The sequence below is a fragment of the Streptomyces sp. NPDC047880 genome, assembly GCF_040706515.1.
In the GTDB taxonomy this organism is placed as follows: Bacteria; Actinomycetota; Actinomycetes; order Streptomycetales; family Streptomycetaceae; genus Streptomyces.
This window is the reverse complement of record NZ_JBEZOK010000016.1, coordinates 181,673-202,028: the sequence shown is the minus strand read 5'-3', so window position 1 is coordinate 202,028 and position 20,356 is coordinate 181,673. Positions and strand designations below refer to the sequence as shown.

Genomic DNA, 20,356 nt, shown 5'->3' with positions numbered 1-20,356 from the left:
GACAAACGCGACTACATCTTCAACGGCACCCTGACCGTCACCGCGATCGTCATCTGGCTCCGAGACACCGTCCAAGAGCCATCAGAAACGGCCTAGGCCGTCGGGCTGGGCAGTCGGGCTGGGGGCAGTCGGGTTGCGCCGCGCGCCGTCAGAACTCACGCAGGACCGCGGTCTTCGTCCTCGTGAACTCCTCCTCCGTGAGAACGCCGTCGCGGTGCAGGCGCCCCAGCTCGCGCAGCCGGCGCAGGAGCACGTCGTGGTGGTCGGAGGCGGGTCGTGGCGCGTGGTGCGCGTCGTCCCCGTCGTTCCCGGTCGCGGTGCGGGTGGACGGGTGCGGCAGCCGGGCGGTGACCGCCGCGGCGACGAGCGCGGTGAGCAGGTCCCGGCGGGCGCTGCCCCACAGGTCCAACGCGTACGGGTCCTTCTCGGGCGGCAGCGCCGAGGACAGCGTCTCGCGGGTCACGAAGCGCAGGGAACCGTCCACGCGGCCGGTGTTCGGCACCCACTCGACCCGGACGAGGTCGCCCATGCCGATGATCCGCGGGCCGGTGGCGCGCTTGACCCGCTCGGAGGTCTCCGCCCAGTCGATGCGTATCCGGGTGCCGTCGAAGGAGACCGTCCCGTCCGAGGTGCGCACCGAGACCGGGACCGGCGGGCCGGGCAGCAGGTAGGCCCTCGCCGGTTCCTTCGGGATCCGGTCGAGGAGCAGCGCACGGCGGATCTCCTCGGCGACGTACTCGGCGACCCCCGTCCGGTCGGCGTCCACCGTCAGCCGGTAGGGATCGGCCGCGTCCGGCAGTCGCCCGCCCGTCGCCTGGAGCAGGGGATCGGCGCCCTCGCGCAGCCGCAACCGCAGTCTTCCGCGCCTGCGTTCGGGCTCCAGGACGATCCCAGCGACCGCCGCGAGCGGCATGGCGATCTCTCCCAGCGTCTGCCGGAACAGCGGCACGGCGCGGTTCAGGCCGGGCGTGATCCGGATCGTGTCGCCGTCGAAGGCCCAGGTCCCGTCACGCTGGATGATCTCGGCCATAGGGGGATTCTCCCAGCCGCGTCAACAGGGCGCGCCGAAGTTCACCCGTGTTGACCAGACCGTGTGACCGCGAACCGGGTGATGTAGGGCACAATTCGCTGTCGTCGCAGGGGAGTTGCACAGCGGTGTTTCCGGGGTCCGGAAGGCCGGCGGTGGTTGGGTCGCGGGAAGGCGGGCGTCGGGCGTGGCGGTGCAGGAGACGGGGCAGGGCGGCGCGGGCCCGGGCGGGTACGCGGCTGCGCGTGCGGGTGTCCGTGCAGGGGGGCACGCGGGCGGCTACGCCGGCGTGCCCACCGGTGGACACGGCATGTACGCCGGAGGACACCCGGGCGGATCAGGGGGTGACCAGGAGGGCGGGTGCGCCTGCGGGGACTGCCCGCACGGGGCGCGTGAAGGGCACCGGCGGGCCGTCGCCGCCTTTCTGCGCCGCCGGGACGAGTTCGCCGCCGGGCACGGACTGCCCGCCGCGGTGGCCCACTCAGCCTCCGCCTCACGCCAGTGGGTCTCCGAAGAACTGGCGCAGTCCGCCGAGCAGGTCGCCGAGCGAGGGCGCGCCGAGGGGCTGGCCTGGCTGACGGGCCTGTGGCGGCGCACCGCGGCCGTGGTCTGGGCGGCCGTGGTGCTGTTGCTGCTCGGACAGGCCCTCACCGCGATCGGCACCGGCTGGACGGCGGCGCGTACGGCCGGACTGGCCGCGGCGCTGGTGACGGCCCTGGCGCTGACCGCCGCGTCCTGGTTCCACCGGGCGAGGGGCGGGGTGCTGGCGCCCGTGATCGGTGAGGACAACCGGCTGTCCACGTCCCGTACGGTCGCCGGGGCCTGGGTGCTCTTCGTGGCGTACTCGGTGCTCGTCCTCGCGGGGCGGCTGGCCTCCGCCCCCGGACAGCGGGAGCGGGACGCGTTGATCTCCGGGCTGGACCTCGCCCGGGGCGCCGGCATCGTGACCGTGCTCGCCGTGCTGTGCGGGATCGCCGTGCTCGTGCGGCGGGTGGTCGGACTGCGGGTGCTGGGCCAACGGCTGCAGAAGGTACGCGGCGACCGGCCACGGGCCGCCGATCTGCTGACCGACGACGCGGGACGGGGCGCCTTCGCCGACATCCAGTACGTCGTGATCAGCGGTGTCGCCCTGGTCTTCGCGGCGGTGCGGCTCGCCGGGCACCCGGAGCAACTGCCGGATCTGCCCTGGGGACTGGCGGTGGTGGTACTGGTGTCGGGCGCCACGTATCTGGCGGGCAAGTACGCCGAGGGCGGCCGGCCGGTCATCCTCTCCGTGGTCCGGGCCCGGGAGGCGGGTGACCTGGACGGGCCGATCCGCACCGGCGACGACATCGAGATCCGCGGTGCGGGGTTCGTGCCGCCGGGGGCGCAGGGAGCCGACCGGCTGGCCCGGATGGTCGTGCGCGTGGGCGCGGTGCACGTCCACGTGCCGCTGGTGCCGGTACCCGGCGGGTTCCGCAACCCCACGGACACGCTGCTGACCGTGCCGGTGCCGGCCGACGTGGAACCGGGCAGGGTGGAGGTGCAGGTCGTCACCGCCGCGGGGGCCGAGACGAATCGGTACGCGGTCGACGTGACGGAGTGAGGGACGGCGGCCCTGGAGGAGCCGTTCCGCGGAGTGCACCCCGTTGGACCATTCCGCGGGAGCGACCTGATGGGCCACCCCGTTGGGCCATTCCGCGGGGCGACGTGTTGGGCCACCTCGTTGGGCCATTCCGCGGGGCGACCTGTTGGGCCACCCCGTTGGGCCACCCCCGGGGGGCGACCCCGTGAGCCCCCGCCCGGGCACTCCGCGTCGCCGGAAGGCCGACCCGAGCCGTTCGCGCAGGATTGAGCGCGGTCCGTTCGGCATACGTATCGTCTGTCGAGGGGCTCGGCACCGGCGGGCGAGAGGCGGCTAGCAGCGATGACTCACGGTATGCGAACGGACACACACGCCCCCCACTTCGGCGACGGGGGAGGCCGGCGCGACAGCGCCGCCCGCTACGCCCTCCTGCCTCTGCGCATCTTCCTTGGCGTCACCTTCATCTACGCCGGCCTGGACAAACTCACCGACAGCGCCTTCATGAAGGACTCCGGTTCGGGGTCGATCGGCGACATGATGCGTGCCGTACGCGACTCCTCCGCCATTCCCGCCCTGGTCGACCTCTCCCTCAAGAGTCCCGTCGGGTTCGGCTACGCCATCGCCTTCGGGGAACTCGCCGTCGGCATCGGCACCCTGCTCGGTCTGCTCGCCCGTCTGGCCGCACTCGGCGGCGCGCTGATCTCCCTCAGCCTGTGGCTGACCGTGAGCTGGTCCTCCGACCCGTACTACTACGGCAACGACCTCGCCTACCTCATGGCTTGGACCCCCCTGATCCTCGCGGGCGCGCCCCTGCTGTCCGTCGACTCCGCGCTGCGGTCGCGACGACGGCAGCGAAGCGGCGGGTACCACTAGCGGAGGCCGTACCGGCGGCGAGCCGGCGCCCGCCGTACCGGCGTCAGCCCGCGTCCGCGCCCATGCGGCCGTCCCGGCGGCGTCGGCGCACCATGCCCGTCAGCAGCGCCACCGCGCCCGCCAGGCACAGCCCGCCCGTGACGAGGGGGATCGCGACGTACCACGGGGTGTGCCAGGCGCCGCCCGCGTCACCGGCGTAGAGGACACCCGCCAGCACGAGGACGGTGCCGGCGACCAGCTTCCCCGGCTGGAGTTCATGACGCAGCACGGCTGACCTCCGCCTGTCCCACGCCGACCTGGAGGTCCAGGTCGATGGTTCCGGACTTCTCGGCGCCCCGGGCGGGGGAGAGGGTGATCTGCTTGTGCCGTCCCGGCTGCACGTCCACGTCCTTCGGGTCGTCGCCCGGCAACCGGAGATCGCCGACGCCCACCTCGACGTCCAGCCGCACGGTCACGTCTTCGGGCACCAGCACCCTCACCTTGCCCATGCCGATCTCCGCCCGTGTCGTGACCGTCTGCTTCCCGGACATGTCCAGTCTGCTCAGGTCCAGGGTGCCGACGCCGGTACCCAGGTCGTACTGCTGCCGTACGTCCGCCACGGTGGAGGGCTGCCAGGTGGTGCGCGCCCAGTGCGTGTCGATCTCCTTCGGCAGAGCCGCCGCGCCGACCAGCAGGCCGGCCGTGATGATCGCCAGGAGTATGGATCCCGCGCCGGTCCGGCCCAGGAAGGCGCTGACGGCTATGCCCAGGCCCAGAACGGCGAGCGCACTGGACAGGCCCGTCTGCAGGCTGGTGCCGAGCGGGTGCCCGTCCCAGGTGAGGCTGGTGCCCAGAGCACCGGCGAGCAGCGCCAGCAGGAAGACCCAGCCGCCGATCCAGCGGGGGCCGCGCGGACGGGGCGGCCGGGGGCGCTGGGCAGGTATGTCCTCGCCGGTGCCCGGGCGGGTACCGGGCCGGGTGCCGAGGCCGATGTTGACGGCCGCGGCGACGTCCAGGTCGCGGGTGTCGCGCGGGCCCCACAGGTAGCCCGTGCCGCCGATGTGGGTGCCGTCCTTGACGATCGGGTCGCGCCACCAGGACGGGGAGGTGAGGAACACCGGCGGCGCCTGGGGCTCCGGCGGCGCGTCGGCGGCGGCCTGGGCGGCCAGCGGGTCGGGGCTGGGGGCGCCGCGCTGGCGTGACCAGTAACCGGCGCCCGCGAGGACCAGGGAGAGGACGACGGCGAAGGTCAGCACCCCGCCGTTGTTCAGCATGGTGAGGAACACCCCGCAGCCGACCAGCGCGAACAGCACGGCCACCAGGGCCTGGCCGTCGACCCGGCCGGTGAGCAGCTTGCGGACCTCGTTCTCGTCCTCGTCGTCGTAGGGGACGAAGAGCCAGGCGAAGCCGTAGAAGAGGAGGCCGATGCCGCCGGTGGCGGAGAGCACGGCGAGCGTGATGCGGAAGATCACCGGGTCCATGTCGCACTGCCGGCCGAGTCCGGCGCAGACGCCGGCCAGGGTCTTGTGGCGGCGGTCGCGGCGGAACGCGTGCGGCGGCCCGGGCGGGACGGCCTCCTCGCCGGGGGCGGCCGTACCGGGTGCTCCCCCCTGTTCTCCCGCGTCAGCGCGCCCGGGCGCGGGCCCCGCGGCGGGTGCGGCATCCTGCGGCCCGGCACCCGCACGGCGCGGGCCGGAGCCGGGTCCCGCGCCCGTCGCGGCGTGCTCGTGATCGGTCATGGGTCCATGGTGACGGGCGCGGCGCCCCGGCGGGAGTCGGAACGACCCTGGACGGACCCTGATATCGGCCCTGAGAAGCGGCTCGGGAAGCGTTCGAGGGGGCGGCCCGCGAGATCAGGGGAGCCTCAGGGGCCGACCCTGATGCTCCGGACTCCCGTACGTGTGACCATCAATGGCATGTCGGATGCCGCAGCAGCGCCACTCGCCGAACCGCGGCCGCCGCGCAAGCTCTACCGCAGCAGTGACGGACGCTGGCTCGGGGGCGTGGCGCGGGGCCTCGCCGGGCATCTCGGGCTGCCCGTGATCTGGGTACGGCTCGTCTTCGTCGGCCTGTTCATGGCCGACGGCCTCGGCGCGCTGCTGTACGCCGCGTTCTGGTTCTTCGTCCCGCTCGGCGTCGGTGGCGTCGAGGCCCAGCGGCCGCCGTCGCCGATGACCGAGGAGGCGTCGCCCGAGGGCCGCCGCAGACGCGTCGCGCGCAGACCGGACAGGGGCCAGATCGTCGCCCTGCTCCTCATGGTCGTGGTGGCCATGGTCTTCGTGGGCAACGTGAACCTCAGCGGCGGAGCCCGGGCCTACCTCTGGCCGGCCGTCCTCGTCGGCGCGGGCGTCGCCCTGGTCTGGCGGCAGGCGGACAACGCCCGGCGGGCCCGCTGGGCCGAGGTCGGCCGCCGCCGGCGCACGGTCACGCTGCTGCGCTCGGTGGGCGGCGTGCTGCTGGTGACCGCCGGCGTCTCCGGCATCTTCGTCCTCCAGGGCTCCGCGGCGCACCTCGGTTCCGTCCTCCAGGCGGCCCTGGCGGTCCTCGTCGGCATCACGCTGCTCGCCGGGCCGTACCTGGTGCGCATGACGCAGGACCTCTCCGAGGAGCGCCTGATGCGCATCCGCGCCCAGGAGCGCGCGGAGGTCGCCGCCCATGTGCACGACTCGGTGCTGCACACCCTCACCCTGATACAGCGCAACGCGGACAACGCCAATGAGGTCCGCCGCCTGGCCCGCGCCCAGGAACGCGACCTGCGCACCTGGCTCTACAAGCCCGAGGGCACCGGCAAGGACGAGGCCGACGAACCCACCACCCTCGCCGACGCCGTCCGGCGCAACGCCGCCGAGGTGGAGGACAAGCACGGTGTGCCCATCGAGGTCGTCGTCGTGGGCGACTGCCCCCTCGACGACGGGATCGCCGCACAGATGCAGGCCGCGCGGGAAGCAATGGTCAACGCCGCCAAGTACGGTGGCGAGGGCGGCGCCGTGCAGGTCTTCGCCGAGGTCGAGGGGAAGACGGTCTTCGTGTCCGTCCGGGACCGCGGCCCCGGCTTCGACCTCGATTCGATACCCGCCGACCGGATGGGTGTCAGAGAATCGATCATCGGCCGCATGGAGCGCAACGGCGGCACGGCGCGGCTGCGCGCGGTGCCGGACGGCGGCACGGAGGTCGAACTGGAGATGGAGAGGGCGGAGAAGACGTCATGAGCGACCCGACCGAGGCGAACGGTACGGCGGGATCGGCGGAGGCGGCGGGGCCCGCGGAGCAGGGCGGCGGCCCGGGGCGTCATGTCCGCGTGGTCCTGGTGGACGACCACCGCATGTTCCGTACGGGGGTCCAGGCCGAGATCGGGCAGACCGCGCAGACCGGCGTCGAGGTCGTCGGCGAGGCCGCGGACGTCGACCAGGCCGTCACGGTCATCACCGCGACCCGTCCCGAGGTGGTCCTCCTCGACGTCCACCTGCCGGGTGGGGGTGGTGTCGAAGTGCTGCGCCGCTGCGCCCCGTTGATGGCGGACGCCGAGCAGCCGGTCCGCTTCCTTGCACTGTCCGTGTCGGACGCCGCGGAGGACGTGATCGGCGTGATCCGCGGAGGTGCCCGCGGCTACGTCACCAAGACGATCACCGGCACGGACCTCGTGGACTCCATCTTCCGCGTCCAGGAGGGCGACGCGGTCTTCTCCCCCCGGCTGGCCGGGTTCGTGCTGGACGCCTTCGCCTCCACGGACGCGCCGCCGGTCGACGAGGACCTGGACCGCCTGACCCAGCGCGAGCGCGAGGTGCTGCGGCTCATCGCGCGGGGCTACGCCTACAAGGAGATCGCCAAGCAGCTGTACATCTCCGTCAAGACGGTCGAGTCGCATGTCTCGGCGGTGCTGCGCAAGCTCCAGCTCTCCAACCGGCACGAGCTGACCCGCTGGGCCACGGCGCGGCGCCTGGTGTGACACGGGCGGGGCGGGGTGTGACGCGGGGTGGACCCCGCCCGCCCGCATGCCTCTCAGACCACCCGCGTCGCCCCCGCGAACGGCATTTCGTCCAGCGGCGCGACGCGGACCGGTGCCGACGGGTTCGGGGCGTGGATCATCCGGCCGTTGCCCACGTAGATGCCGACGTGGCTGACGCCGGCGTAGAAGAAGACCAGGTCGCCGGGGAGGAGTTCGGAGCGGTCGACGCGGCGGCCGGCGGCGATCTGGGAGTACGTCGTGCGGGGGAGGGAGACGCCCGCCGCGAGGTACGCGGCCTGGACGAGCCCCGAGCAGTCGAAGGCGTTCGGGCCCGTGGCGCCCCAGACGTAGGGGCTGCCGAGCTTCTGGTAGGCGTAGGAGACGGCTGCGCCCGCGCGGGAGTCGGGCGCCTGGGACGAGGCGGAGCCCGGGGCCGCGAGAGCGTCCCGGCCGTCCGCCGACCGCGAGGCCCGGTCCTGGGAGACGCCCAGCGGGGAACGTTCCTGCGCGTCGAGCCGGGACAGCAGCCGCTGTGCCGATCCCAGCCTGCCGGTGATCGTCCTCTTGTGCCGCTTCAGCTCGCCCTGCCGCGACTTCAGGGACGTCAGCTCGATGTGGGCGGCGCCGCGCAGCTGCTCGATCTCCCGGAGCTGCTTGCGCACACGCGCCACGGCGGCGCTCTGCCGGGTCTCGGCCCGCTCGACGAACTCGGCGTTCTCGAGGTACCGGTCGGGATCGTCGGAGAGGGCGAGCTGCACCGCGGGGTCGATACCACCGGCGCGGTACTGCGCGGCGGCGACCGATCCCAGGGCGTCGCGGGCGGAGTTGAGACGCTCCTCCTTGCGCGCCGCCTGGTCCTGGAGGTCCCTCAGCCGCTGCCCGGCCGCCGCGGCCTTCTCCTTCGCGCCGTTGTACTTCTCGGTGGCGACCTCCGCCTCCTGGTACAGCTGGTCCACCTTGGCCTTGACCTGGCCGGGGGTGAGCTGTGGTTCGGCGTGTCCGGTTCCGTCGAAGCCCGTCGCCGTCGCCGCGCCCGCGAGGGCGATCGTGACGGCCGTACGGGCCTTGCCGCCACCCAATGCGCGCTGTCGGGGCTTGCGGTGCGCTGCCAACTGGAGGCCACGTCCTTTCCTCGACCGCCGGCGGGTGCGGCCGCCGGCGGGGAGCGGACGGGCGGCCTGCGCGTCCGGCGACGGCCCGCACAGGGGGAGCGGACCGCCGCCGGACTGTTTCGGCGGTGGTGTCCGACTGCCGCCCCTGGCCCGGGCGGCGGTGGGGAGCCGGGCACCTGGTGGGGACGCTAAGCGTCACTGTGGCGGGCCGGTGGCGGGTGTGCGGAAGTGTCTCGAGAGGACCGACGGTGACCGTATGCGACCGCGAGTCCGCTGCGGCGCCGTCTACTTCACTCAGCGTGATGACCGATGCGTCGAATCGTCAGCGAGTGACCGTGATCGGATGCTATGGGGTGCATGTGTGTACCCATGGGCCGGTGTCGGGCGGCCCTGGAGGCCCTGATTAGGCTCCGGCCCCATGGACGTACTCATCCACCTCTTCGTCGGCCTCCACATCATCGGCATCGCCTCGCTCCTGGGCGGCTTCCTCACCCAGATGAAGGCGATGGGCGAGGGCACCGCCCGCTTCACCCCCGCGATGCTGCACGGTGCGTTCACGATGCTGGTCACGGGTGTGATCCTGGTCGGCCTCAACCAGGCCGACGACCAGACCGTGAACAACATCAAGATCGGCGTGAAGCTGGCCCTGCTGATCGTGATCCTCGGCCTGGTCTACGTGAAGCGGGACGACGAGAAGGTCGACAAAGGCCTCTTCGGCCTGGTGGGTCTGCTGACCACGGCGAACGTCTTCATCGCCGTGCTCTGGACCTGATCCGGGAACGCCGGGCGGAGGCGAGGGCCCAGACGGTGCACCCGAGCCAGGCGGCCACCGCGATCCACAGCAGCACCTCCCCGGCGACATCGAGCCAGGGGACGCCGAGAGCGGCGGCGACCGCGAGGGCGGCCTCGGCCGTCACGACCGCGGCGAACACGGTCGCCCAGCGCCGTACGTCGTAGCGGTGCCGGGGCCAGAAGAGCTCGGCGAGGAGCAGGGCGACGCAGGCGACCAGTGCGAGCACGAGCAGCGTGACCGTCGTCGTGCGCAGGACGTCGGCGTTCTCCTCGTTCCACAGGTACAGGCGCGGGCTGTCGGCGGCGAGGAGACGCGCCCCGGCGAGTGCGGAGAGGGCGAGGGCGCCGGCCGCCAGCCACTGGTCCCCGCGCCCCTCCTCCACCTGCCGGGGCTGGAACCGGAACAGGGCGAAGCCGTAGAGCGTGAGTCCCAGCCAGAACAGCACGAGGGCCGCGTGGGCGAGCCAGGCCGCCGCGTCGGCTGCGGCGAGCGTCGCGCCGAGCACGGCGAGCCCCTCGGTGGCCACGCAGCGCAGGAACACCGTTCCGCGGCGCCCCTGGGCCTCCGTGGTGAGCAGCACCGCCCAGAGCACCATGGCGAGCGCCAGCAGCGCCGCCGCCAGGGTCTGCTGTCCGGTCGCCAAGAAGCCGGTGCCGAGGACGGCGGTCGCCGCCACCATGGTGAGCTCGGCCGGCGTCTCCGTCCGCCACTCGCCGTGCGCCCGCTGGGCCAGGCCCGCGGCCGCCCCCAGCCAGCCCGCGCAGGCCAGGGCGAGGGTGATGCGGGCGAGGACCGCGTACCCCGCCGAGTCCAGGCCGACCGACACGATGCCGGTCGCCAGCGCGTATGTCGACCACCAGGTGGCGAACAGGGAGGGACCGGACATAGCGCCGATGCTAGAGAGCGGCGCGCGCGAGGAGAGAGGGGCACGCGCGCGTGCCCCTCAAAAACGTGCGACCTTGCCCCGCAGGAACGTGCGCCCGTGCCCCTCGAAGACGTGACGGGACCGGTCAGGCCGGGCGGACCACGCTGTGGATCGCCGACTCGCCGTCGTAGTAGATCGACTCCTCGCGGACGTACGTCCCGGGCTTCGGGGCGTGGATCATCATGCCGTTTCCGATGTAGATCCCGACGTGGGTGACGTCGTCGTAGAAGAAGACCAGGTCGCCGGGCTGGGCCTGGGAGAGCGGAACCGTGGTTCCGGCGTTCACCTGGTCGTAGGTCGTGCGCGGCAGGGTGACGCCCGCGGCCTTCCAGGCGGCCTGGGTCAGGCCCGAGCAGTCGTACGAGCCGGGCCCGACGGCGCCCCACACGTACGGCTTGCCGATCTGGGCGCGGGCGAAGGCCAGCGCCTTGTCGGCCTTGGAGGCGTACGAGGAGTCGGCCGGGGCCGTCGAGGAGGGCGAGCCGGAGCCCGTGGATCCAGTGGAGCCCGACGAGGCCGTCCCGCCGTCCTGCTGCCGGGCGGCCTCCTCCTGCGCCTGCTGCCGCGCGGCCTGCTGCCGGGCCAGCTCGTCGGCCTTGCGGGCGGCCTCCTCCCGCTCTGCCTTCTCGATCGCCGCGAGCCGGGCCTTCTCCTCGGCGGTCAGCTTCGACATCAGCTCGCGCGCGTCGGCGAGCTTGCGCTGGACGGTGGCCTTGGCCGTCTTCAGGTCGCCCTGCGACTCGGTGAGCGTCTCGAGGCTCTCGGTGGCCTCCTGGCGCTTCTTCATCGTCTCGGACTGCTGGGTGACGTAATCGTCGACCGCGACCTTCTGGCGGCCCGTCATCCGGTCCATCAGCTGGGTCTGGTCGAAGTAGTCCTGCGGGGTGTCCGCCAGCAGGAACGTCGCCGTGTCCGGGGCGGCGGCGCCGGTGCGGTACTGGGCGGAGGCGAAGGAACCCAGCTCCTCGCGCGCCTCGTTGAGCTTCTGGGTGCGCTGGGCGACGTCGTCGAGGAGGGTGTCGACGCGCTTGCGCTGCTTCGCGGTCTTCTCCTTGGCCGCGTTGTACTTGTCGGTCGCCGACTCGGCCTGGCGGTACAGGTCGTCGACCTTCTTCTCGATTTCCTCGAGGCTGGGCTTGTCGTCGGCCGCGGGGGCGGCGTTGGCCGACTGGGAGAGCAGGGCCACGGAGGTGAGGGCCGCCGTTGCCAGGGCGGGGGTCCGTATGCCTGCCACGCGCGTACCCGTAGGACGCGACTTGCGGTGCGACGCCAAGGGAGGCGACTCCTTCCATGTTCCGCCTACCGGGTTAGCTGTCGGGTTCGGGCGGGTGGTTCGGAAGGTTTGCCCTACGGCCTCTCCGCACAGGGAGTCGGGCCGATTCACCCCAGGTTCACGGTTGGGTCCCCGGCTCCGGCTGCCGCTGCGGCACACCGGACTCGGCGGAGGCCGCGCGGCCCGGCGACGTTCGCCGGTGGGGGTCATGCGGCCTGGTCGCACGGTAGCCAACTCGTGTGGCCCCTGTGAAGGTTGATGGGTGATATGCCCGATACATTTTCGTGACCTTATCCCCGGGCGTTGCCGAGAGTGAGCGATCAAGGGGGATTGATGGTTGTAGATCCGCATATGGGGTGGGTGTAGCAGGGCGTGATCATGCGGTCATGGAGGGCGACAACGCGCCGCCGGGTGCTCGGCCGGCCGTCGGTCGCGCGGGGATGTTCTCAGGGCGGCGGCGGGCTGTCAGTGGGGCGCCCTAGACTCGGAGAGCGATGAGCAGCCTCTTTGACGACAACTTCCTGGCGAACCTCCAGGCCCAGCGGGGCCCGGCCGACGAGCCCCCGCCGCCGCCCGAGGACGATCACGTTCCGGAGCCGATCCCGGACTATCTGTTCGGCGGGAAGTTCGACACGCCCCCGGACCGGGACGCCTACTACCGCGACGGCGCCCCCCGCCCGGTGATCGACTCCGCCGCGCTGCTGGAAGGGCTGAACGACAACCAGCGCGCCGCCGTCGTCCACTCCGGCTCCCCCCTGCTCATCGTGGCCGGCGCCGGCTCCGGCAAGACCCGTGTGCTCACGCACCGCATCGCCCACCTGCTCGCCGAGCGGGACGTGCACCCGGGCCAGATCCTCGCGATCACGTTCACCAACAAGGCCGCCGGCGAGATGAAGGAGCGTGTCGAGCAGCTCGTCGGCCCGCGCGCGAACGCCATGTGGGTCATGACCTTCCACAGCGCGTGCGTGCGCATCCTGCGACGGGAGAGCAAGAAGCTCGGCTTCACCTCCTCCTTCTCGATCTACGACGCCGCCGACTCCAAGCGCCTGATGGCCCTGGTCTGCCGCGACCTGGACCTCGACCCCAAGCGTTTCCCGCCGAAGTCCTTCAGCGCCAAGATCAGCAACCTGAAGAACGAGCTGATCGACGAGGAGGACTTCGCCGCCCAGGCCACCGACGGCTTCGAGAAGACCCTCGCCCAGGCCTACGCCATGTACCAGTCGCGGCTGCGCGAGGCGAACGCGCTCGACTTCGACGACCTGATCATGACGACGGTCAACCTGCTGCGCGCCTTCCCGGACGTCGCCGAGCACTACCGCCGCCGCTTCCGGCACGTCCTGGTCGACGAGTACCAGGACACCAACCACGCGCAGTACGCCCTGGTCCGCGAGCTGGTCGGCACCTCCGAGCACCCGGTCGACGTGCCGCCCGAGGCCGAGATCCCGCCCGCCGAGCTGTGCGTGGTGGGTGACGCCGACCAGTCGATCTACGCCTTCCGCGGCGCGACGATCCGCAACATCCTCCAGTTCGAGGAGGACTACCCGGACGCGACGACGATCCTGCTCGAGCAGAACTACCGCTCCACACAGACGATCCTCAGCGCCGCCAACGCCGTCATCGAGCGCAACGAGTCCCGCCGCCCCAAGAACCTGTGGACCAACGCGGGCACCGGCGCCCGGATCACCGGCTACGTCGCCGACACCGAGCACGACGAGGCGCAGTTCGTCGCCGACGAGATAGACCGCCTCACGGACACCGGCGAGGCCAAGGCCGGCGACGTCGCCGTCTTCTACCGCACCAACGCCCAGTCCCGTGTCTTCGAAGAGGTCTTCATCCGCGTCGGCCTGCCCTACAAGGTCGTCGGCGGCGTCCGCTTCTACGAGCGCAAGGAGGTCCGGGACGTCCTGGCCTACCTGCGCGTGCTGTCCAACCCCGAGGACTCGGTGCCGCTGCGCCGGATCCTCAACGTCCCCAAGCGGGGCATCGGCGACCGCGCCGAGGCGATGATCGACGCCCTGTCCCAGCGGGAGAAGATCAGCTTCCCGCAGGCGCTCAAGCGCGTCGACGAGGCGTACGGCATGGCCGCGCGCTCCACCAACGCCGTCAAGCGGTTCAACGCGCTGATGGAGGACCTCCGCACCATCGTCGAGTCCGGCGCCGGACCGGCCACGGTGCTGGAAGCCGTCCTGGAACGCACCGGCTACCTCGCCGAACTCCAGGCCTCCACCGACCCGCAGGACGAGACCCGGATCGAGAACCTCCAGGAACTCGCCGCCGTCGCCATGGAGTTCGAACAGGAGCGCGGCGAGGACGAGCAGCCCTCCCTGTCCGACTTCCTCGAGCAGGTCGCGCTGGTCGCCGACTCCGACCAGATCCCCGACGAGGAGGACGGCGACGGGGTCATCACGCTGATGACCCTGCACACCGCCAAGGGCCTGGAGTTCCCGGTCGTCTTCCTGACCGGCATGGAGGACGGCGTCTTCCCGCACATGCGCGCCCTCGGCCAGACCAAGGAGCTGGAGGAGGAGCGGCGCCTGGCCTACGTCGGCATCACACGCGCGCGGGAGCGGCTGTATCTGACGCGGTCCACCCTGCGCAGCGCCTGGGGCCAGCCCTCGTACAACCCGCCCTCCCGGTTCCTGGAGGAGATCCCCCCGGCCCACGTGGAGTGGAAGCGGACGGGAGCGACCGCGCCCGCGTCCTCCGGGCCGGTCTCGGCGGTGGCGGCCTCGCTGTCGTCCTCCCGCTCGCGCTCGTCGGCGTCGGGAGCCTCCGGTTTCGCCACGCGCCGCACCTCCGAGAAGCCGGTGGTGTCACTGGCGGTCGGGGACCGGGTCACACACGACCAGTTCGGACTCGGGACCGTCGTCGCGGTCAAGGGCACGGGCGGCAACGCCGAGGCGACGATCGACTTCGGGGACACCAAGCCGAAGCGGCTGCTGCTGCGGTACGCGCCGGTGGAGAAGCTGTAGCGACGTGAGGTGAACCGGCGGTCCCCTGCGCGCACAACGCGGGTGGGGGCTGCCGGGAGATCACTCGAGGCGGGCGAGGTCCGCGGCTGCCGGGACGTTACGTCGGGTCGATGCCGTGGCTGCGCAGCCACGGGAGGGGGTCGATCGCCGAGCCGCCGGCCGGGCGCACCTCGAAGTGCAGATGCGGACCGGTGGAGTTGCCGGAGTTGCCGGAGCGCGCGATCGGATCGCCGGCCTTCACGGTCGTACCCGAGGCGACCGTGTACGTGGAGAGGTGGCAGTACCACGTCTCCGTGCCGTCCTTCGCGGTGAGGATCAGCATGTTGCCGTACGCGCTGTTCCACTGCGTGCGCACGGTGCCGTCGGTCGCGGCCATCACGGTCGTGCCGTACGAGACGGGGAAGTCGATGCCGGTGTGCAGCGACATCCAGTTGATGCCGGACTGGCCGTAGATGGCGCTGAGTCCGTGCCGTGCGACCGGCAGGGCGAACTTGGGGCGCAGCCGCTCCTTGCGGGCCGCCTCCTCCGCCGCCCGCTTCCGCTCCGCCGCCTGCTGGGCCTTGAGGTCGATGCGTTCCTGCGTGCGGCTGGCCCGGTCGGCGAAGTCGTCGGCACCGGCGGAGAGGCTCTGCAGCTGGGTGTCCAGCTTGTTGTTGGCGGCGGCCGGCTTGACGGGCTGCGCGTCCGCCGCGGTCGTATGGGCCTCCGCGGCACTGTCGCCACCGAAGCTGCCGACGGAGGCGGCGGCGATCCCGGCGACCCCCATCACGCACGCCGAGGGCACCGCGATGGTCATCAGCGCCGAGCGCTTGGGAGGGGTACGGCGGCGGGAGCGGGAGCCGGCACGCGCGGCCGCCCGCGAGGACGTGGCCGGGGCGACGTCCTCCTGGCCGTCCAGGAGCGGCGCGACGACGGGCAGTTCACCGGTGGCGGCCGGCTCGCCGCCGTCCGCGTCGGGGCCGTGGTGGCCGGCCTCGGCGGATTCGTCGTACGTGACCTGGTCGAAGGCCGCCGTCTCGTGCTGGTCGAAGGTTTCGGCAGGGTGCTCGTACGCGTCGGGAGCCGGTGCGGCGGGGGTGCCGTCGGAGTTCCACTGCGTCGCGTCGTAGGCGCCCGTGTCGAAGGTCTGCGTGCCCCACTCCCACTGCTGGGTGTGGTCGGCCGGGTTGCCGGACTGGTCGGGCTGGAGCCAGGCGCCGGCTTCCCACTGCCCGGTGGCGTCGGGGGACGGGCTCTGGGACGGGATGGCCGACATCGGCTGCTGCCCGGACGTCCAGGACGTCGTGTCGTACACACCGGTGTCGTAGGCGGCGTGGTGCTGGGCCGCGTACGCGTCGTAGTGCACGTTCTCGTGCGTTCCGGTGGGCCAGTGGCCGGTGTCGTACGTCCCCGGGGCGTGGCCGCCGCCCGTCATGTCGCCGAAGAGGGGGTCGGTCGCGAAGCTCGCGGTGGTGTGCCCGGTGGCGTCGAACCCGGCGCCGTGGGTACCCGTGGCGTCAAATCCGGTGGCGGTGTGGTCGCCGTACGTGGTGAAGTCGCCGTACTGGGCTTCCTGGGTGTTGTACGACGCGTAGTGCGCGGAGGCGGCGTCGGAAGCCGGAGCCGGGGTCATGGTCCCCGACGGGTGACGGTCGTTCACCAACTTCTCTTTCGCCTCGACAACAGGGGCTGCCAGAGCAGTGCGGCGACTGTACCCGGCGGTACGCGGGCACGACAATCTTCGGCAGGTTTCGCGCCCGCAGGAAACGGGCATTCGGCCGTGTTTTGGCGGACGGCGGGCACGGGCTTGGCCCTGTGTTCGAAGTTTGTTCGAGATTGATCGTTGCTGTGCCGCCGAGTGTCCGCTGTATGACGAGTCTCAGGCGACTGTCAGATCGTCGTTGTGTTCGGCGGACGGTTCACCCGGGAGTGCCGTGTCGAGGACCTGCCGTACGCCGTTGGCGACGGCGGGGTGCGCGGGCAGGGCGAGATGACCGATGCCGGTCACCCGCACGTTCTGCGCCATCAGGTCCGGATGGACGATGCAGGCCGTCTCCAGCGGATCCATCACATGGTCGAGGTCGCTCCAGAAGCTGACGAAGTGCGTACGGCAGTCAGGGGCGGGCGCCGCGAGCTCCTCGAGCACCGGTGAGCCGGGGCGCATCTGGCGCACTATGGGGTGCGCGTCGGCGAAGGGCACCACTCGGGTTCCCGAGTGCGGCGTGCCGAGCGTGACAAGGGTCCGCACATTCCTGTCGCCGCCGAGGCACTGCACGTAGTAACGCGCTATCAGGCCGCCCAGGCTGTGCCCGACGATGTCGATCTGCTCGGCCCCCGTCCGCTCGCAGAGCTCCTCGACGCGCCGTCCGAGGAGTTCGGCGGCTGCGCGTATGTCGCGGGTCAGCGGCGAGTAGTTGAGGGACTCGATCCGCTGCCTGCCGTGCTGCGCGAGACTGCGGCGCAGCAGGACGAAGACCGAGCGGTTGTCGATGAAGCCGTGCAGCAGGAGGACCGGTGGCTTGGCCTTCGCGGGCAGTTGGGCGGCGCCGTCCGCGGGCGGCGCCGGGGCGGGGACGCGCCTCTCCTGGGTGATGCCGGACGGGTAGAGGAGGAGATGCCCGGCCAGGATCGCGATCTCCAGGGCGGTGGCCTTCAGGAGGGCCATGGAGAGCCCCGCGAGCCGGCCCGGCAGCAGACGCTCACAGAGCGGAAGAAAGGGCAGTGCAGCCCTGGTGACCTTCATGGCCGACCTCCTGTCGGCACGCGACAGGACGGCTCCGCCCCCGTGTGCCCTCGTGGAAAGCAGCTGCGAAGACGGGCGGCGACGACCGCGAGAGCGGCGTGAACCGCGTGGACCGCGTGAGCTGCGGGGGTGGAGCGCGGCGTGTGGCGTGTGTGACGCCGGTGGTGCGACGGGGGTCCCCGATCTGTGGGGTGACGAGGCTCCCCGCCGGTGCGCCGTGTCTGCCCTGCGTGCGGTGCGTGCCCTGTGTGCGGTGCGTGCCCTGTGTGCGGTGCGTGCGGTACGTGCGGTGCGTGCCCTGTGTGCCCTGTTCGCCTTCGCCGAGGTGCCCTGCCGCCGCGGTGTGTGGGTGGTGCGGCGGTACGGCAGTCTCGTGGCGGCTCTCCTTGCGCTTGTCCCATCGTGTGATTTCCCCCTCGGTATCCACCGCGAAACTGCCGGTTACGGGATCCTGGAGATAACGTTCGTTCACTTGCCCGGCCGGTTCGGGGCGGGGTGTCCGTGCGGTGCGGCGTGTACGGCTTGCCCGATGTGTGCGGTACTTGTCGGTACGGATGGATGTAATCGCTTCATGGAGGCAGTGATGGGTGTGGCAGCCGGTCCGATCCGCGTGGTGGTGGCCAAGCCGGGGCTCGACGGCCACGATCGCGGGGCCAAGGTGATCGCGCGGGCCCTGCGCGACGCCGGTATGGAGGTCATCTACACCGGCCTCCACCAGACTCCCGAGCAGATCGTCGACACGGCGATCCAGGAGGACGCCGACGCGATCGGGCTGTCCATCCTCTCCGGAGCGCACAACACGCTCTTCGCGGCGGTGATCGACCTGCTCGGGGAGCGGGACGCGGAGGACATCCTGGTCTTCGGTGGCGGGATCATTCCCGAGGCGGACATCCCCCTGCTCAAGGAGAAGGGCGTCGCGGAGATCTTCACGCCCGGCGCGACGACGGCGTCGATCGTGGACTGGGTCCGGACGAACGCGCGCCAGCCCGCGCAGGCTTAGGACTCCGGGGCTCCGGCCCGGGGGGCGTCGCCGGTCGCGGGGGCCGACGTCCGAAGCCGTGTGGCGCTTGTCGCCTAAGGCCTTGTGGTGCCCTTCGCCGGGTGTCGTGTGGAGCTTGTCGCCGGAGGCTGCGTGATGCCCGTCGCCGGGCGCCGGGTGGTTGTTGTCGACGGGTGTCGAGTGGCGGTCGTCCACGGGTGTCGTGTGGTGGTCGTCGGCCGGCGCACTGTCGTGTCCGTCGGCCGGTTCGCCGTCGTGTCCGGAGCCGCGGACGCGGGCCGGATTCAGGCCGCTTCCAGCTCCTCCGCCATCGCCGCGCGCAGACGCAGAGTCGTGACCAGGCGCTGGAAGGCCTCCGCCCAGTAGCCGCCGGCTCCCGGGGACCCGTTCTCCGGCTCGTCGGGTACGGCCAGCAGGGCGTCGAGCCGTGAGGCCTCGGACGGATCCAGGCAACGCTCGGCCATACCCATCACGCCGCTGAAACTCCATGGATAACTCCCCGCGTCCCGAGCGATGTTGAGCGCGTCCACCACCGCCCGGCCGAGCGGCGCGGCCCAGGGCACCGCGCACACCCCGAGCAACTGGAAGGCCTCGGACAGGCCGTGCGTGCCGATGAAGCCGGCCACCCACTCGGCCCGTTCGGCGGCGCCCAGCGTGCCGAGCAGCTTGGCGCGCTCGGCCAGGGACACGGCTCCCGGACCGCCCGCCTCCGGTGCCGACGGGTCGCCGAGCAGCGCGCGTGACCACTCGGAGTCCCGCTGACGCACCGCCGCCCGGCACCACGCCGCGTGCAGTTCTCCCTGCCAGTCGTCCGCCACCGGCAGCGCCACGATCTCCCGGGGTGTGCGACCGCCGAGCCGCCGCGACCACGTCCCGAGCGGTGCCGCCTCCACCAACTGGCCGAGCCACCAGGAGCGTTCACCGCGCCCCGCGGGGGCCTTCGCCACGACGCCGTCGCGTTCCATGCCCGGATCGCACTCGTGCGGCGCCTCGACGGCGATCGTCGGGGTGGCCTCGCCGGCTGCCGTTGCCCCCACGGTCGCCGTGGCCTCCGCGGAGTTGGCTGCGGTGGCTGTCTCGGCCGTTGTGGTCCCCGCGGTCCCGCCGGGGCCCTCGTCATCGGTGCCGGGCTTTCGAGGCCGGGCCGATCGCAGGTGGTCGATGGCCACACAGGCCGCCGCCCTGGCCGCCATCCGCGCGGCGAGCGCCGAACCCGGCAGGGCCGACAGCAGTTCCGCCGCCGTCGCCCGGACGTTGCGACTGCGGTCGGCCAGGGCCTGTTCCAGGAACGGCTCGTCGTCCGGGCCCAGGCCCGCACGCAGTGAGTCGAGGAACATCAGCCGGTCCTCGGCCCGTTCCGTCGCCCATGTGGTCGCGAGCAGGTCGCGGGCGGCGGCCGGTTCACGGGAGCGCAGGGCGGACAGCAGGGCGACGCGTTCGGCGAACAGGCCCTCCTGCCACAGCCGCTGGACCCTGTCGTCGTCCTCGGGCCGCGGCAGTGCGGCGCTCCCGCCCGGGGTCGCGCGCAGGGCGAACCTCCAGTCCGGGTTGAGGCGCGCCAGCCACAGGGCCCGGGGCCCCGCGAACTCCAGGGCGGCCGGACGCAGGTCGGTACGCCCCCGGGCCGCGTCCAGCAACGCCGGAAGCAGGTGCGGAGGAGGCGCGAAACCGCGGGCGTTCGCCGCCGTGAGCCACTGCGGCAGCAGTTCCGTCAGGTCGGGTGCGGTGCCCCGCCGGCCTCCGCCGGAGGGGCCGGGGCGGTCGGCCAGCAGCATCGCGAGTCTGCGCGCGGCCGCCGGCGGCAGCGGTGGACGCGTGTCCCGCGGAGCCGGCTGTGGCCGCTCGGCGGCGCGCGCGGGGCGCAGACCGGCCCGTCGTCGCACGGTCTGAGCGGCCGCCGCGTCCAGCAGGGCCGCGGGTGCGTCCGGGCCCGGCGCGGCGCCGGGCGGGGTGCGCCGGTCGGTGCCGAGCAGCGCGGCGGTGACGAGCCCCTCCCACGCGTCCGCGCCGGGCGCGTCCACAGGAGCGGAGGTCCTGGTCATGAGCTTCCTTTCCGCGGGGCGTCCGGTGGTTGAAGGCTCGTCCTTCACCGGTTGTCCCGTGATGCCTGAAAGATGCGTGGTTATCGGGATGGGTGGGGCGCGGACGGTCTTGGGACGGGTGGGGCGCG

The 20,356-nt window shown here is 72.3% G+C and carries 16 protein-coding genes and 1 riboswitch; of the genes, 7 read left to right on the top strand and 9 right to left on the bottom strand.

All coding sequences use genetic code 11. The features are described from left to right. Positions 1 to 148: 148 nt before the first annotated feature. Positions 149 to 1,030, bottom strand: coding sequence for a DUF4429 domain-containing protein (locus AB0937_RS24085; RefSeq protein WP_366714242.1), 882 nt, complete (start codon positions 1,028 to 1,030; stop codon positions 149 to 151). A gap of 307 nt (positions 1,031 to 1,337) precedes the next feature. Between AB0937_RS24085 and AB0937_RS24080 the strand changes: the two genes are divergently transcribed. Together AB0937_RS24080 and AB0937_RS24075 are read left to right on the top strand one after the other, a co-directional pair. After that, positions 1,338 to 2,612, top strand: a complete 1,275-nt coding sequence (locus AB0937_RS24080; RefSeq protein WP_366714256.1) for a hypothetical protein — start codon at positions 1,338 to 1,340, stop codon at positions 2,610 to 2,612. A 321-nt stretch (positions 2,613 to 2,933) separates the two neighbouring features. Further along, complete coding sequence (locus AB0937_RS24075; RefSeq protein WP_366714241.1) at positions 2,934 to 3,464, top strand: DoxX family membrane protein; 531 nt, start codon at positions 2,934 to 2,936, stop codon at positions 3,462 to 3,464. Between the two features lie 43 nt (positions 3,465 to 3,507). Here the strand turns inward: AB0937_RS24075 and AB0937_RS24070 are convergent, their stop codons facing one another. Both AB0937_RS24070 and AB0937_RS24065 read right to left on the bottom strand, forming a co-directional pair. After that, a complete protein-coding gene (locus AB0937_RS24070) occupies positions 3,508 to 3,732 on the bottom strand; it encodes a hypothetical protein (RefSeq protein ID WP_366714240.1) in 225 nt (74 codons plus the stop codon). Further along, the gene (locus AB0937_RS24065; protein WP_366714239.1) at positions 3,719 to 5,182 is read right to left on the bottom strand and encodes a PspC domain-containing protein; all 1,464 of its coding nucleotides are present in this window, start codon (positions 5,180 to 5,182) and stop codon (positions 3,719 to 3,721) included. Before AB0937_RS24065 ends, AB0937_RS24070 begins: the two co-directional genes overlap by 14 nt. 177 nt (positions 5,183 to 5,359) lie before the next feature. On the opposite strand from AB0937_RS24065, the gene AB0937_RS24060 reads away from it, so the two are divergent. Both AB0937_RS24060 and AB0937_RS24055 read left to right on the top strand, forming a co-directional pair. Continuing rightward, positions 5,360 to 6,652 carry a PspC domain-containing protein gene (locus AB0937_RS24060; RefSeq protein ID WP_366714238.1) on the top strand — a complete coding sequence of 431 codons (1,293 nt, stop codon included), beginning with the start codon at positions 5,360 to 5,362 and terminating at the stop codon, positions 6,650 to 6,652. Further along, positions 6,649 to 7,389, top strand: a complete 741-nt coding sequence (locus tag AB0937_RS24055) for a response regulator transcription factor (protein ID WP_366714237.1) — start codon at positions 6,649 to 6,651, stop codon at positions 7,387 to 7,389. The genes AB0937_RS24060 and AB0937_RS24055 overlap by 4 nt, the downstream gene beginning before the upstream one ends. A 53-nt stretch (positions 7,390 to 7,442) precedes the next feature. Here the strand turns inward: AB0937_RS24055 and AB0937_RS24050 are convergent, their stop codons facing one another. Then, positions 7,443 to 8,501: an NlpC/P60 family protein gene (locus AB0937_RS24050; RefSeq protein ID WP_366714236.1), complete on the bottom strand. Its 1,059-nt coding sequence runs from the start codon at positions 8,499 to 8,501 to the stop codon at positions 7,443 to 7,445. Positions 8,502 to 8,919: 418 nt separating this feature from the next. Between AB0937_RS24050 and AB0937_RS24045 the strand changes: the two genes are divergently transcribed. Beyond that, positions 8,920 to 9,273 carry a hypothetical protein gene (locus AB0937_RS24045; protein WP_366714235.1) on the top strand — a complete coding sequence of 118 codons (354 nt, stop codon included), beginning with the start codon at positions 8,920 to 8,922 and terminating at the stop codon, positions 9,271 to 9,273. On the opposite strand, the gene AB0937_RS24040 is transcribed toward AB0937_RS24045, so the two are convergent. Both AB0937_RS24040 and AB0937_RS24035 read right to left on the bottom strand, forming a co-directional pair. Next, the gene (locus AB0937_RS24040) at positions 9,251 to 10,180 is read right to left on the bottom strand and encodes a hypothetical protein (protein ID WP_366714234.1); all 930 of its coding nucleotides are present in this window, start codon (positions 10,178 to 10,180) and stop codon (positions 9,251 to 9,253) included. The two genes, AB0937_RS24045 and AB0937_RS24040, sit on opposite strands and share 23 nt — an antisense overlap. Positions 10,181 to 10,304: 124 nt before the next feature. Continuing rightward, a complete protein-coding gene (locus AB0937_RS24035) occupies positions 10,305 to 11,492 on the bottom strand; it encodes an NlpC/P60 family protein (protein ID WP_366714233.1) in 1,188 nt (395 codons plus the stop codon). 8 nt (positions 11,493 to 11,500) lie between these two features. Further along, a riboswitch (cyclic di-AMP (ydaO/yuaA leader) is annotated at positions 11,501 to 11,672 on the bottom strand. Positions 11,673 to 11,986: 314 nt separating this feature from the next. Here AB0937_RS24035 and pcrA point away from each other — a divergent pair. Beyond that, positions 11,987 to 14,464 carry a DNA helicase PcrA gene (pcrA, locus tag AB0937_RS24030; protein WP_366714232.1) on the top strand — a complete coding sequence of 826 codons (2,478 nt, stop codon included), beginning with the start codon at positions 11,987 to 11,989 and terminating at the stop codon, positions 14,462 to 14,464. A 97-nt stretch (positions 14,465 to 14,561) separates the two neighbouring features. On the opposite strand, the gene AB0937_RS24025 is transcribed toward pcrA, so the two are convergent. Together AB0937_RS24025 and AB0937_RS24020 are read right to left on the bottom strand one after the other, a co-directional pair. Next, a complete protein-coding gene (locus AB0937_RS24025; protein WP_366714231.1) occupies positions 14,562 to 16,103 on the bottom strand; it encodes a M23 family metallopeptidase in 1,542 nt (513 codons plus the stop codon). 219 nt (positions 16,104 to 16,322) lie between these two features. Beyond that, a complete protein-coding gene (locus AB0937_RS24020; protein ID WP_366714230.1) occupies positions 16,323 to 17,186 on the bottom strand; it encodes an alpha/beta fold hydrolase in 864 nt (287 codons plus the stop codon). A 583-nt stretch (positions 17,187 to 17,769) separates the two neighbouring features. On the opposite strand from AB0937_RS24020, the gene AB0937_RS24015 reads away from it, so the two are divergent. After that, positions 17,770 to 18,186 (top strand): cobalamin B12-binding domain-containing protein, encoded by a 417-nt coding sequence (locus AB0937_RS24015; protein WP_366714229.1) that lies wholly within the window; start codon positions 17,770 to 17,772, stop codon positions 18,184 to 18,186. 284 nt (positions 18,187 to 18,470) lie between these two features. Here AB0937_RS24015 and AB0937_RS24010 read toward each other — a convergent pair whose 3' ends face one another. After that, the gene (locus AB0937_RS24010; RefSeq protein WP_366714228.1) at positions 18,471 to 20,228 is read right to left on the bottom strand and encodes a DUF5691 domain-containing protein; all 1,758 of its coding nucleotides are present in this window, start codon (positions 20,226 to 20,228) and stop codon (positions 18,471 to 18,473) included. Between the last annotated feature and the right edge of the window lie 128 nt (positions 20,229 to 20,356).

What these genes read in the sequence shown, in the direction of transcription:
- AB0937_RS24055 (WP_366714237.1), top strand. Translation starts at nt 6,649, where the DNA reads ATGAGCGACCCGACCGAGGCGAACGGTACGGCGGGATCGGCGGAGGCG.
- AB0937_RS24045 (WP_366714235.1), top strand. Translation starts at nt 8,920, where the DNA reads ATGGACGTACTCATCCACCTCTTCGTCGGCCTCCACATCATCGGCATC.
- AB0937_RS24040 (WP_366714234.1), bottom strand. Translation starts at nt 10,180, where the DNA reads ATGTCCGGTCCCTCCCTGTTCGCCACCTGGTGGTCGACATACGCGCTG.
- AB0937_RS24065 (WP_366714239.1), bottom strand. Translation starts at nt 5,182, where the DNA reads ATGACCGATCACGAGCACGCCGCGACGGGCGCGGGACCCGGCTCCGGC.
- AB0937_RS24060 (WP_366714238.1), top strand. Translation starts at nt 5,360, where the DNA reads ATGTCGGATGCCGCAGCAGCGCCACTCGCCGAACCGCGGCCGCCGCGC.
- AB0937_RS24085 (WP_366714242.1), bottom strand. Translation starts at nt 1,030, where the DNA reads ATGGCCGAGATCATCCAGCGTGACGGGACCTGGGCCTTCGACGGCGAC.
- AB0937_RS24080 (WP_366714256.1), top strand. Translation starts at nt 1,338, where the DNA reads ATGTACGCCGGAGGACACCCGGGCGGATCAGGGGGTGACCAGGAGGGC.
- AB0937_RS24010 (WP_366714228.1), bottom strand. Translation starts at nt 20,228, where the DNA reads ATGACCAGGACCTCCGCTCCTGTGGACGCGCCCGGCGCGGACGCGTGG.
- AB0937_RS24075 (WP_366714241.1), top strand. Translation starts at nt 2,934, where the DNA reads ATGACTCACGGTATGCGAACGGACACACACGCCCCCCACTTCGGCGAC.
- AB0937_RS24020 (WP_366714230.1), bottom strand. Translation starts at nt 17,186, where the DNA reads ATGAAGGTCACCAGGGCTGCACTGCCCTTTCTTCCGCTCTGTGAGCGT.
- pcrA (WP_366714232.1), top strand. Translation starts at nt 11,987, where the DNA reads ATGAGCAGCCTCTTTGACGACAACTTCCTGGCGAACCTCCAGGCCCAG.
- AB0937_RS24015 (WP_366714229.1), top strand. Translation starts at nt 17,770, where the DNA reads ATGGGTGTGGCAGCCGGTCCGATCCGCGTGGTGGTGGCCAAGCCGGGG.